The following is a 12637-nucleotide window of genomic DNA, read 5'->3' as shown; positions in this document are numbered from 1 at the left end:
GCCGGTGCCCCGGCCCGCGCAGATCATCGATGACACCGGACACAGCCACCTGTCCGGCACGGGCCCTCTCACCCGCGCCGAACCCACGGCCCCGGAGCCCCCCGGCGCAGCCCATATGCCGGCAAGGGTCTTCGGCCGCCGCCGCCCGTCGCGCGGCCCCGACCTGCTGCCACCCCTTTGTTTCTTCTTGGTCCAAATACCCTCGGGGGAGCGCAGCGGGGGCAGCGCCCCCTCCATCCTCGCCAGTGGCGCCCGGTCGTCACCCTGGCGAAACGGCGCTGCGCAGGCTCCTGCAATGTCGCGTCACCAACCCGTGACATCGCACCCTGACAGGCCTGCGGCGTCCCGGAACATCGACGTCCCGCATCGCGCCAGCCATTCGGCGGCAGGCTGCGGGGCATGGCGGGCGCTTCAGAGCACCACGATGCCGCTGTGCTTTGCCTTGTGCTCGGGCTCGACGTGGATGGTGATCCGGCAGCCCTCGAAGGCCGCCTTCAGCGCCGCCTCGACCCGGTCGCAGATGTCATGGGCGCTGTCGACCGACATCTCGCCCGGCACCACCAGGTGGAACTCCACGAAGGTCGCCTGGCCGGCGTGCCTTGCCCGCAGGTCGTGGGCCTCGACCGCGCCCTCGGCATGCTCCGAGATCACCGTGCGCATCTGTTCCAGGTCCGTATCAGGCACGCTTTCGTCCATCAGCCCGCCGACCGACCCGCGCACCACTTGCCAGCCCGACCAGAGGATATGCACCGCGACCGCCGCCGCCATCAGCGGGTCCAGCCAGTGCCAGCCGGTGACCAGCGCCCCCAGAAGCCCCACCGAGACCCCGGCAGAGGTGACCACGTCCGCCCAGAGATGCTGGCCATCCGCGACCAGCGCCGGAGAGCGCAGCGCCCGCCCGCGCCGGACCAGCACGAAGGCCCATGCGCCGTTGATCACGCTTGCCACCGCCACCAGCGCCAGTCCCAGCCCCGGTTCCGTCATCGGTTGCGGCGCCTGCCATGCGCCCCAGGCCTCGCGCAGGATCAGGATGGCGGCGATGACGATCAGCACGCCTTCCATGACGGCGCTGAAATACTCCGCCTTGTGGTGGCCGAAGGGGTGGTCGGCATCGGCGGGCGCCGCGGCGATGCGCAGTGCGACCAGCGCGGCCACGGCGGTCGCCACGTTGACGATGCTTTCCAGCGCGTCCGACAGCAGCGCGACAGAGCCGGTCAGCCACCAGGCCAGCGTTTTGATCAGGAGGACAAGAAGGCCCACGGCAAGGCTTCCGGTGGCCAGTTTCAGGGCTTTGGGCATTCGATCCCCCGGCAGGCGTTGACGTGCGCGGGTGATAGCGCCCCGGACACAGGCCCGCAACCCGCGCAGGGCGCCGATACCGCGCATTGCCGCCATGCGGGCTGGGCTTCGCCTGCCGGACTTGGCGGCCTTGCAGCCAGGGCCGGTGCGGGGCAGGCCCGGGACGGCACGCGCCGGGGTTTTGCGTGAGCCGGAGCAGGCCAGCCCGTTCCCAAAAAAGCCCCGCCGAAGGGGCGGGGCCTTGGGGTCGTGCAAGATGCCCGAAGCTCAGCGTTTCAGCGCGTCGCGGATTTCCAGCAGCACATCCAGCTCCGACGGGCCGGTCTTGACCTCGGGTGCGACCTCGTCGGGTTTTTCCGCCGCGGCCTTCACACGGTTCACCATCTTCACCAGCATGAAGACGACAAAGGCGATGATGAAGAAGTTGATCACCGCCATGATGAAGCTGCCGACGGCAAAGACCGGCGCCCCGGCCTCGGACGCCGCTTCGAGCGAGGCGTATTCGTTGCCGTCGAGCGGGTAGAACCAGCCCGAGAAGTCGATCCCGCCGGTGAACAGCGCGATGATCGGGTTGATGATATCCCCGACCAAAGACGTCACGATCGCGGTAAAGGCCGCGCCGATGATGATGCCGACGGCCATGTCCATGACATTGCCCTTGGCGATGAAGTCCTTGAATTCCTGTATCATGTCGGTTTTCCCAAAGTCCCCTGCGCCGTCCTTTTGACGCCGCGCACGGTTTCATTAACACGTGGCCTGCGCCTTCGCACAATCCGGCAAGTGCAAAAACCGGACAGGGGGCCTAGATTTCCCGTCGAATGCCTCCCGAAAGGACCCCCATCATGCTAGACGTTACCTCGCATCCCATCAACGCCCGCTGGCCCGCGCAGCATCCCGACCGGTTGCAGCTCTATTCCTTCCCCACGCCCAATGGCGTGAAGATCGCCATCATGCTCGAAGAGACGGGCCTGCCCTACGAGCCGCACCGCGTCGGGCTGTCGGACGCGGACGTCCGAAGCCCCGAGTTCCTGAGCCTCAACCCGAACAACAAGATCCCGGCGATCATCGACCCGGACGGGCCGGATGGCGCGCCGCTTGCACTGTTCGAATCCGGCGCCATCCTGCTGTATCTCGCCGAGAAGACCGGGCAGTTCGGCGGCGCGACGGCGGCGGCGCGTCACCAGGTCACGCAATGGCTGATGTTCCAGATGGGTGGCGTCGGGCCGATGTTCGGGCAGCTTGGCTACTTCAGCAAGTTCGCCGGGAAGGACATCGAGGACCCGCGCCCGCGAGAGCGCTATGTCACCGAGGCCAGGCGCCTGCTGAACGTGATCGAGACGCGGCTGGAGGGGCGCGACTGGATCGCCGGGGATTACTCCATTGCCGATATGGCGCTGGCGCCCTGGCTGAACGCGCTGGATTTCTACGGCGTGAAAGAGGCGGTGGGCTGGGGTGATCACCCGCGCGCTGTGGCCTATGTGGACCGCTTTATGGCGCGGCCCGCCGTGCAGCGTGGCATGAAGATCCCGGCAGAAGGCTCTTGAACCGGCGCGAAGGGGCGGGCGTGCTTGCCCCTTCGCACCCGGCCCGCAGGGCTCAGCCCGGCAGCGTGCCCGTCAGGACGTAGCGCAGGATCTGCACCACCTCTTCGGGTTCGCGCGCAACCGCCATGGCGGCGGCGTTGACCTCTTTCAGGGCGTGGTCGTGTTCCGGCGGTTGCAGGACGATCAGCGACTTCCCCAGCGCGGCGGCAAAGCCCGCGTCGAAGGCTGCGTTCCACTGCTTGTACTGCGTGCCGAAGCGCACCACGACCACATCGGCGTCCTCCAGCCCCTTGCGGGTGCGGATGGCGTTCACCAGCGCGCCCTTGCGGTCGTGCCAGAACTTGTCCGGCTCGGCGCCAAGGATCGTCACGCCGCAATCGTCGCTGGCCGCGTGGTCGGTGACCGGCGCGGTGAATGTCACATCCAGCCCCTCGGCGCCCTCGATGACGCGCTCGCGCCAGTCGGTGTGGATCTCTCCGGACAGGTAGACTGTCAGTCCCATGGCGATTCCCTTCCTCTTCTCAGACGGTCGGCACCCTAGCCTGATTGCACGCGGGGCCAAGCCCCTCGGGAAAACCCGGCGCCCCCCCCCCGGGGGTCTTCCGGGAAGGCCGTCGGGTTCTGGCCTGTCACCCCCGCCCGGCACCCCGCGCGGGGGGCGGTCTCAGCCCTTCAGGACAAGCTGCGGCGACATGACGTCGATCCCAAGCGCCTTGCCCACGGCGTAATAGGTCAGCTTGCCGGCGTGGACGTTCAGGCCCTCCAGCAGGTGCGGATCGTCCGCGCAGGCCTGCCGCCAGCCCTTGTCGGCGAGGTCCAGCAGGAAGGGCATCGTCGCGTTGGTCAGCGCGATGGTCGAGGTGCGCGCCACGGCGCCGGGCATGTTGGCGACGCAGTAATGCACGATGCCGTCGACCTCGTAGATCGGGTCCTGATGGGTGGTGGCCCGCGAGGTCTCGAAGCAGCCGCCCTGGTCGATGGCGACGTCGACGATCACCGCGCCGGGGCGCATGTCCGAGAGCTGCGCGCGCGACACCAGCTTGGGCGCGGCGGCGCCGGGGATCAGCACCGCGCCGATCACCATATCGGCCTGTTCCACCAGCTCGGCGGTGTTCCCGGCGCTGGCGTAGCGGGTCTTGAAGGTGCCGCCGTAAAGGTCGTCCAGGTAGCGCATCCGCGGCAGCGAACGGTCCAGCACGGTGACATCCGCGCCCATGCCCGCCGCGATGCGGGCCGCATGGGTGCCGACAACGCCGCCGCCGATCACCGCGACGGTGGCCGGGCCCACGCCCGGCACGCCGCCCATCAGCACGCCGCGCCCGCCATTGGCCTTCTGCAGCGACCATGCGCCGACCTGCGGCGCCAGACGGCCCGCGACCTCGGACATCGGCGCCAGCAGCGGCAGGCCGCCGCGCGCGTCGGTCACCGTCTCGTAGGCGATGGCGGTACAGCCAGAGGCCAGCAGGTCCTTGGTCTGCTCGGGATCGGGGGCAAGGTGCAGATAGGTGAACAGCAGCTGACCCTCGCGCAGCATCCTGCGCTCGGCGGCCTGCGGTTCCTTGACCTTGACGATCATGTCGGCGGTGGCAAAGATCTCTTCCGCCGTATCGGCGATGCGCGCACCGGCGGCGATGTAATCCGCATCGGGAAAGCCGGACCCCGCCCCCGCACCGGTCTGGACCACGACCTTGTGGCCATGAGAGACAGCCTCGCGCGCGGTGTTGGGCGTAAGTCCGACGCGAAATTCCTGCGGTTTGATTTCCTTCGGGCATCCGATGATCATGTAAATGTCCTTCCTGTTGATGGGGCGTCTTATGGCACGGATCGCTTGCAAATGGATGCTGGAATTGTGCAGTGTCGCGCGGCGAGGCGGTGGAATCTTCGCCTGTATTCGGGTGTGACGGAAGGACCCTTCGCAGCATGAGCCTCGACGAGACGGATCGGCGAATCCTGCGCGTGCTTCAGAGGCGCGGACGCATTCAAATGCCGACCTTTCGGGCGCGGTGAACCTGTCGGCCTCCTCCTGCCACCGCCGCGTGCAGCGGCTTGAGGCCGAGGGCTACGTGTGCGACTACGTCGCGCTTCTGGACGCCCGGCGGCTGGGGATGCCGACCACGGTCTTTGTCGAGATCACGCTCAATGCGCAGGCCGACGAGGTGCTGGAGGCCTTCGAGACCGCCGTCGCCCGGGTTCCGGACGTGCTGGAATGCCACCTGATGGCGGGGACGGCGGATTACATCCTGAAGGTCGTGGCCGCCGACACGGAGGATTTCGCCCGCATCCACCGCCAGTATCTGACCCGGCTGCCGGGGGTGGCGCAGATGCAATCCTCTTTCGCGCTTCGGACCGTCTTCAAGACCACCGCCCTGCCGGTGTGACAGGGGGCTTCCGCCGCACCGTGGTGCCGGGGGCGGTTGTCCGGGCGGCGTGACGGCGGACGGTCTTCGCAACGGCCCCCTCGGACGGCGGATGCCCCCGTCTCCGCCTGCCTGCCCCCGCAAGCGCCGCTCTGTCGTTCCGTGCCGCCGCCCGCCGGATCGTCACCGGGCGCCGGAGTGACATGGACCTCGGCGCGGGGCTGGGCCAAGGTATCGTGGCAAGCGAGCGGAGGCCGGGCATGCAAGGAGACTGGGATCACATCGTGGTGGGCGCGGGCAGCGCCGGGTGCGTGCTGGCCAAGCGGCTGGCCGAGGGCGGGCGCCGCGTCCTGCTGCTCGAGGCCGGGGGGCGCGACAATTACCACTGGATCCACATCCCGATGGGGTATCTCTACTGCATCGGCAACCCGCGCACCGACTGGTGCTTCCGCACCGCCGAGGAACCGGGGCTGAACGGGCGGTCGCTGCTCTATCCGCGCGGCAAGGTGCTGGGCGGCTGCTCCTCGATCAACGGCATGCTCTACCTGCGCGGGCAGGCGGCGGATTACGACGGCTGGCGGCAGATGGGGCTGGCGGGCTGGGGCTGGGACGACGTGCTGCCCTATTTCCTGAAGTCCGAGGATTACGTCGACGGTGCGTCCGACTTCCACGGATCGGGGGGCGAGTGGCGGGTCGAGAACCAGCGCCTGCGCTGGCAGGTGCTCGACGACTGGATGGAGGCCGCCGCCGCCGAAGGCCTGCCCAAGGTCACCGACTTCAACACCGGCGACAACGAGGGCGTGGGCTATTTCCGCGTCAACCAGCGCAATGGCTGGCGCATGAACACCGCCAAGGCCTTCCTGCGCAGCGCGCCCAAGGATCGCGTGCAGGTGGTGACCGGCGCCCATGTGGCGGGGCTGCTCTTCGAGGGCAGGCGGGTGACCGGCGTGGCCTACCACAAGGACGGTCAGCGCCACGAGGCGCGCAGCGGCGGCGAGGTCGTGCTGGCGGCGGGGGCCATCGGCTCGCCGCATATCCTGCAACTCTCGGGCGTGGGCCCGGCGGAGCTGCTGCGCGACAACGGCGTTGCGCTGCGCCTCGATGCCCCCGGCGTCGGGGCCGAGCTGCAGGACCACCTGCAACTGCGCTGCTCCTGGCGGCTGACCGGGGCGAAGACGCTGAACACGCTGGCCAATTCGCTCTGGGGCAAGGCCATGATCGGCGCCGAATACGCGCTGCGCCGCAGCGGCCCGATGTCCATGGCGCCCTCGCAGCTGGGCGCCTTCGCGAAATCGCGCCCCGATGTGGCCACGGCGGACCTGGAATACCACGTCCAGCCCCTGTCCCTGGGGGCCTTCGGGGAACCCCTGCACAGCTATCCGGCGCTGACCGCCAGCGTCTGCAACCTGCGCCCCGAAAGCCGGGGGACGGTGCAGCTGACCTCACCGGACTTCCGCGCGGCGCCCCGGATCGCGCCCAATTACCTCTCGACCGAGGGCGACCGCCGTACGGCGGCCAATGCCATCCGCCTGACCCGCCGGATCATGGCGCAGTCCGCCATGGCCCGCTACGCGCCCGAAGAGGTCAAGCCGGGCCTGTCCTTCGAGACCGAGGAAGACCTCGCAAGGGCCGCCGGAGAGATCGGCACCACGATCTTCCACCCGGTCTCGACCGTGCGCATGGGCGGCGCGGAGGCGCCGCTGGATGCCGCATTGCGCTTTCGCGGACTGGACAACCTGCGCGTGGCGGATGCCAGCGTCATGCCGCGCATTTGCAGCGGCAATACCAACGCGCCCACCATCATGATCGCCGAAAAGGCCTCTGACATGATCCTCGAGCGCACATAAGGCGCCCCAGCCCGCTTCTTCTGTCCGGAAATATCCCGGGGGGGCGCGCAGCGCGGGGGCAGAGCCCCCTGGAAGGCCCGCCCCGGAACCGGCGGCAGACCCCTGCGCCCCCTCAATCCTGCTTGGGCCGGTCGTCGTATTCGCCGGACAGGATGCGGCGGGCGTCGCCTTCGGGGTCGTCGTATTGGTTCGACCGCAGCGTGTAGATGAAGAACCCCAGCCCGGCGCCGCCCAGCACCAGCGAGATCGGGATGAGGTAGGTGAGGATGTTCATGAACCCTCCTATCGGAGCCTGAGCGCGTTCAGCGACACGGTGATCGAGCTGACGGACATCGCCAGCGCCGCGATCAGCGGAGAGCAGAAGCCCGCCGCCGCCAGCGGCACGGCGATGATATTGTACCAGGTCGCCACGGAGAAGTTCTCGCGGATGCGTTTCACCGCCTTTTGTGCCGTGCCCAGGGCCTCGGGGATCGGCGCGAGGCTCTGGCCCAGAAGCACGATTTCCGAGGCGACCCGCGCCGCGTCCAGCGCCGAGGCCGGCGAGATCGAGACATGCGCGGCGGTCAGCGCGGGGGTGTCGTTCAACCCGTCGCCCACCATCAGCACATGGGCGCCCGCGTGGCTCAGCGCCTCGACCCGGGCGGCTTTGTCCTGCGGCAGGGCCTCGGCCACCCATTGCGGGATCTCCAGCCTGCGGGCCAGGCTTTCGACGGCGGCGGGCGTGTCGCCGGACATCAGCAGCACCGTCATGCCCGAGGCGCGCAGGGCGGCAACCGCCTCGGCGGCGCCCTCGCGCAGCCGGTCCGAGAACAGGAAGGCGCGCGGTGCCTCGCCCTCTACCGCCAGCCATGCGGCGGTCTGTTCGGTGGGCTGCCCCCCGGTCCAGGCGGCGCGGCCAAGGCGCACGCGGCGGCCCTGCCACAGGCCTTCGGTGCCATGGCCCGGCACCTCGGTGATGTCGCTCACGCTGTCGGGGCGCAGCCCGGCGGCCTGTGCGGCGGTGGTGATGGCGCGTGACAGCGGATGCGCCGACCCCATCGCCAGCGCCATGGCCACGCGCAGCGTCTCTTCGGGCAGGTCGCCCAAGTTGGTCAGCTCCGGCGTGCCGGTGGTCAGCGTGCCGGTCTTGTCGAAGACCACCGTGTCCACCTGCGCCAGCCGCTCCAGCGCGGTGGCGTCCTTGATCAGCAGCCCGCGCCGGAACAGCCGCCCCGAGGCGGCGGTGGTCACGGCGGGCACGGCCAGACCCAGCGCGCAGGGGCAGGTGATGATCAGCACCGCGGCGGCGATGTTCAGCGCCACCCGCAGGTCGCCCGTCCCGATCAGCCAGCCGAGGAAGGCGAGGGCCGAGAGGATATGCACCCCCGGCGCATAGAGCTTGGCCGCGCGGTCGGCGAGCGAGGTGTAGCGCGAGCGCCCCGACTCGGCCACCGCCACAAGGTCGGCCATCCGCGCCAGCGAAGTGTCGCGGCCCACCGCCGTCGCCCGCACCAGCAGCGGGCCGGTCAGGTTGACCTCTCCGGCGCTGATGGCGCGGCCCGGCTCGGCCAGCACCGGCAGGGTCTCACCGGTCAAAAGCGAGCGGTCCAGTTCCGACGTGCCATCCTCGATCACCCCGTCCACGGGCATCCGCCCGCCGGGTCGCAGGCGGATCACGTCGCCCACGCGCAGGTCGGCCACGGCCACGGTCTCGTCGCCCGCCGGGCCGACCCGCAGCGCGCGCGGCACTTCCAGCGCGGCCAGTTCCTCGGCGGCAGAGCGGGCGGTGGCGCGGGTGCGGTGATCCAGATAGCGGCCCGTCAGCAGGAAGAAGGTCAGCGTGATGGCGGCGTCGAAATAGGCGTGTTCGCCGGACAGCGCGGTTTCCCAGAGCGAGGTGCCCACCGCCAGCAGGATCGCCAGCGAGATCGGCACGTCCATGTTCAGCGCCCGTGCCCGCAGCGCCGTCAGGGCGTTGCGAAAGAAGGGCTGTGCGGAAAAGCCCACGGCGGGCAGGACGATGGCGGCTGAGATCCAGTGGAACAGGTCGCGGGTCGGCCCATCCGCCCCGGACCAGACCGCGACCGACAGCAGCATCACGTTCATCGCGGCAAACCCCGCCACGGCGAGGCGCATCAGCAACTCGCGGCCCGCGCGGTCGGTGGCGGTGGCCTTCAGCGCCGTGCCGTCAAGCTCATGCGCCTCGTAGCCCGCGCCCTCGACCAGCGGGATCAGGTCCGCGGCGGTCACGCCGGGCGCGGCATCCACGGTTGCGCGCTTCAGCGTCAGGTTGACCCGTGCCGCGCGCACCTGCGGGTGCGCGGTCAGCGCGCGTTCCACCGTGGACATGCAGGCGGCGCAGTGGATCGTGGGCAGCGACAGCGTCAGGCGGGCGTCCACCGGCGGACGCTCTGCCAGCGCCTCTGCGGCGGGCGCGGCAGAGCAGGCGGGGCAGGCGGAAACGGGGGCGCGAAGCGTGGCGGTCATGGATGTGCAACCTTGGGGCGGTGGGTCGCGGACCCACCCGGTGGTCAGGGACGGATATGCAGCACGACCCGCTGTTCGAAGGGCGTGCCGTCGAGTGCGGTGGCGGTCATGCGGATGTTCCAGTTGCCGGGCGCCAGCGCCTCTTGCGCCACATAGGCCCGGCCGTCGAAGGTGAAATCGGGCGTGCGGTCGTCCTGGACATGGGTGGCCCGGCCCAGCGTGGCCGTCAGCTGGCCGGCCTGCACCGGCTTGCCCTCGGCGTCTGTGATGGCCAGCTCCACCCGGTCGCCCGTGGCATCGGCGCGGACGGTCCATCCCAGTGCCTCCTGCGCGGCGCGGCGGTCGTCGAAGGTCTGGCTGGCGATGTAGGAGTTCTTGGTCTCGACCCCGGGAAAGGTGCGGACCGCATTCACCGCCAGCGCGATGTTGACGCCGATGATGACGGCGAAGGCGCCGCCGAAGATCCCCAGTACGTGCCAGCCGGTCAGGCGGAATTCGCGTTTTGCTTGTGTCGTCATGTCAGTTGGCGCTTCCGTTGAAGATGGTGTCGCTGTGGGCGCGGTCGCCGCTGGTCAGATCCTCGACCCAGAAGCGGAACTCTGTCCGTTCGGATTCTGCCGGGTCAGAGCCGCGCGGGGCCAGCACATAGACCTTTTGCAGGTAGGTTTCATTGGCCGGCACGGTCACCGTCTCGTAGGGCGTGCCCTCCAGCTGGACGCGCAGGAATTCGTCCCCGGCCAGCGAGATGCGGAAGGGCCGGTCGTCCCCGTGCTTGTTCAGCAGGCGCACGTCGTAGGTGTTGCGGATGGTGCCGTCGGACAGGGTCACGAAGGTCGGGTTGCGCACCGGGGCCACGGACATCTCGATCTCGGGGCGGATGAACAGCGCGAATACCAGACCGATGCCCACCAGCGACCAGAGCGCGGTATACAACACTGTGCGCGGCCGGAAGATGTGCTTCCAGACCGGGCGTGGCGCTTGGCCGGCGCGCTCTCGCGGCTCGTCGGACAGGGCGAGGTAGTCGATCAGCCCGCGCGGCTTGCCCAGTTTGGCCATGACGTCGTCGCAGGCGTCGATGCACAGCGCGCAGGTGATGCACTCCATCTGCTGGCCGTCGCGGATGTCGATCCCCATGGGGCAGACGTTGACACAGGCCATGCAGTCGATGCAATCGCCCGGTCCGTCCTGAAAGGCGGCGGTGTCCACCGGGGCGGCGGCAGCCGCGTCCGAAAGGCCGGGGTAGGGCGTCGCGGCGTATTGCGCCAGATCCGGCCCCTGTCCGGTGGCCTGCGCGGCCTGTTCCGCCGCCATGGCCTCGGACTGTTTCTTGCGGCGGACGTTGCCCTTGCCGCGCGGCTCGCCACGCCAGACGCGATAGCCCACGGTCAGCGTGTCCTCGTCCATCATCGCCGCCTGGATGCGCGGCCAGGGGCAGGCGTAGATGCAGATCTGTTCGCGCGCGAAGCCGCCGAAGAAGAAGGTCGTCGCGGTCAGGATCAGCATGGTCGTATAGGCGACCGGGTGGGCGTTCAGCGTCACGAGGTCGCGCAGCAGCGTCGGGGCGTCGGCGAAGTAGAAGACCCAGGCGCCGCCGGTGGCCAGCCCGATCAGGAACCACGCGGTCCATTTGGTGACCCGCAGACGGGCCTTGTGCAGGTCCATCTTCTTCTGCCGGTGCAGGCGCAGGCGGGCGTTGCGGTCGCCCTCGATCCAGCGTTCGACGAGGATGAAGAGGTCGGTCCAGACGGTCTGCGGGCAGGCATAGCCGCACCAGACCCGTCCCAGCGCCGAGGTGAAGAGGAAGAGCCCCAGCCCCGCCATGATCAGCAGGCCCGCGACAAAGTAGAACTCGTGCGGCCAGATCTCGATCCAGAAGAAGAAGAACCGCCGGTTGGCGAGGTCGATCAGAACCGCCTGGTCCGGCAGTTGCGGCCCCCGGTCCCAGCGCAGCCATGGGGTAATATAGTAGATGCCCAGCGTGACGATCATCAGCACCCACTTCAGGGTGCGGAAATTTCCGGACACGCGGCGCGGGAAAATCGGCTCTCGCGCAGCATAAAGGGAGGGGGCGGGGGTATTGCTGTCGGACACGGTGGTTCGCTCCGTTGACGTCGGTCGTTCGGGCCCTTGTCGCGCCATGGCCCGCACTCAGCCTTGACCTGTATCAAATTCTGACTCTGTGAGGCAGGTTTTCGGTCACGGTTCCGTCACCGGCGGGCCTCGCGCCGCAGCCAGGTGGTGAAGGCCTTCAGGGGCGGGCGCAGGATGCCGGGACGGGTGACGAGAAAATAGCCTGTCTTCCTCGTGTCTTCAAAGAGAATCCTCAGCCGCCCGGCCTCGACGTCCTGCGCCACGAAAATCCCCGCGGTGATGGCGATTCCCTGGCCGGCGCGGGCGGCCTCCAGCATCAGGTTGCCGGGCAGCGAGGCATAGCCGTGCCCGGCATCGCGGTCGACGCCGTGCAGGGCAAACCAGTCCGTGGCCTCGTTGGTGCCCAGCTCCTGCAGCCAGTGATACTCGCGCAGGTCGGCGGGGCTGGAGATCTCGCGGGTGCCGACGAGCGTCGGCGCCGCGACCACCACGATCGGAGAACGCACCAGCAGCTCGGCTTCCAGCCCCGGCCAGTCGCCCCGGCCGTAGCGGAGCGCCACGTCGATGCCGCCGGGTTCCAGTGTCTGGACGGTGGCCGAGGGGTCGATGGTCAGGCTGATCTCGGGGTGTTTCTCTCGGAACTGGCTGAGGCGCGGCATCAGCCAGGCCGAGGCAAAGGTCGGCGTGGTCGAGATCTGCAAAGGCCGTGTCGCATCGGCGCCGGTCAGCGCCTCGACGGTGGTGGCGATCTGGCCAAAGCCGTCCAGCAGGGCGCGCGCCAGTGTTTCGCCCTCTGCGGTCAGTTCCATGCGGCGCCCGCTGCGGTCCAGCAGCGCCACGCCAAGATCGCTTTCCAGCGCCCGAAGGTGCTGGCTGATGGCAGCGTGACTGACATTCAGGGCAGCCCCGGCCTTGGCCACGGATCGGCTTTGGGCGTAGGCAGCAAAGGCGCGCAGGGCGGAAAGGGAGGGCAGGGTGGTCCAATCCATGTGTGAGCCTGACTTACATGACGGTTATATTGCTGAGTCGCATG

General features: G+C 69.1%; 11 protein-coding genes and 1 pseudogene. 3 read left to right on the top strand and 9 right to left on the bottom strand.

Translation table 11 applies throughout. From position 1 onward, the window contains the following. Positions 1–411: 411 nt before the first annotated feature. Positions 412–1299: a cation diffusion facilitator family transporter gene (locus ACN5KJ_RS07450; RefSeq protein ID WP_347165581.1), complete on the bottom strand. Its 888-nt coding sequence runs from the start codon at positions 1297–1299 to the stop codon at positions 412–414. Positions 1300–1566: 267 nt separating this feature from the next. After that, positions 1567–1989: a large conductance mechanosensitive channel protein MscL gene (mscL, locus tag ACN5KJ_RS07445; protein ID WP_347165580.1), complete on the bottom strand. Its 423-nt coding sequence runs from the start codon at positions 1987–1989 to the stop codon at positions 1567–1569. A 152-nt stretch (positions 1990–2141) separates the two neighbouring features. Here mscL and ACN5KJ_RS07440 point away from each other — a divergent pair, with 152 nt between their 5' ends. After that, positions 2142–2843: a glutathione S-transferase family protein gene (locus ACN5KJ_RS07440; protein ID WP_418593025.1), complete on the top strand. Its 702-nt coding sequence runs from the start codon at positions 2142–2144 to the stop codon at positions 2841–2843. A 52-nt stretch (positions 2844–2895) separates the two neighbouring features. On the opposite strand, the gene ACN5KJ_RS07435 is transcribed toward ACN5KJ_RS07440, so the two are convergent. Continuing rightward, a complete protein-coding gene (locus tag ACN5KJ_RS07435) occupies positions 2896–3345 on the bottom strand; it encodes a YtoQ family protein (RefSeq protein WP_206564676.1) in 450 nt (149 codons plus the stop codon). Between the two features lie 162 nt (positions 3346–3507). Beyond that, positions 3508–4626, bottom strand: coding sequence for an alanine dehydrogenase (gene ald, locus ACN5KJ_RS07430; protein WP_418593023.1), 1119 nt, complete (start codon positions 4624–4626; stop codon positions 3508–3510). A 137-nt stretch (positions 4627–4763) separates the two neighbouring features. On the opposite strand from ald, the pseudogene ACN5KJ_RS07425 reads away from it, so the two are divergent. Together ACN5KJ_RS07425 and ACN5KJ_RS07420 are read left to right on the top strand one after the other, a co-directional pair. Continuing rightward, a pseudogene (locus ACN5KJ_RS07425) lies at positions 4764–5221 on the top strand (Lrp/AsnC family transcriptional regulator). 239 nt (positions 5222–5460) lie between these two features. Continuing rightward, positions 5461–7047, top strand: coding sequence for a GMC family oxidoreductase (locus ACN5KJ_RS07420; protein WP_418593021.1), 1587 nt, complete (start codon positions 5461–5463; stop codon positions 7045–7047). A 112-nt stretch (positions 7048–7159) separates the two neighbouring features. On the opposite strand, the gene ccoS is transcribed toward ACN5KJ_RS07420, so the two are convergent. The 5 genes from ccoS to ACN5KJ_RS07395 all read right to left on the bottom strand — a co-directional run bounded on the left by ccoS (position 7160) and on the right by ACN5KJ_RS07395 (position 12593). Next, positions 7160–7321: a cbb3-type cytochrome oxidase assembly protein CcoS gene (ccoS, locus tag ACN5KJ_RS07415; RefSeq protein WP_206564671.1), complete on the bottom strand. Its 162-nt coding sequence runs from the start codon at positions 7319–7321 to the stop codon at positions 7160–7162. Between the two features lie 8 nt (positions 7322–7329). Further along, complete coding sequence (locus tag ACN5KJ_RS07410) at positions 7330–9513, bottom strand: heavy metal translocating P-type ATPase (protein ID WP_418593019.1); 2184 nt, start codon at positions 9511–9513, stop codon at positions 7330–7332. Positions 9514–9557: 44 nt separating this feature from the next. Next, positions 9558–10031: a FixH family protein gene (locus ACN5KJ_RS07405; RefSeq protein WP_206564669.1), complete on the bottom strand. Its 474-nt coding sequence runs from the start codon at positions 10029–10031 to the stop codon at positions 9558–9560. A 1-nt stretch (position 10032) separates the two neighbouring features. Next, positions 10033–11604 (bottom strand): cytochrome c oxidase accessory protein CcoG, encoded by a 1572-nt coding sequence (locus ACN5KJ_RS07400; RefSeq protein ID WP_418593018.1) that lies wholly within the window; start codon positions 11602–11604, stop codon positions 10033–10035. A 116-nt stretch (positions 11605–11720) separates the two neighbouring features. Further along, on the bottom strand, positions 11721–12593 hold the full coding sequence (locus tag ACN5KJ_RS07395) for a LysR family transcriptional regulator (protein ID WP_418593017.1): 873 nt from the start codon (positions 12591–12593) through the stop codon (positions 11721–11723). Positions 12594–12637: the final 44 nt, after the last annotated feature.

The organism is Ponticoccus sp. (in: a-proteobacteria) (assembly GCF_048381735.1).
The sequence above is the reverse complement of the archived record's forward strand: the minus strand, read 5'-3'. Positions and strand labels throughout refer to the sequence as shown.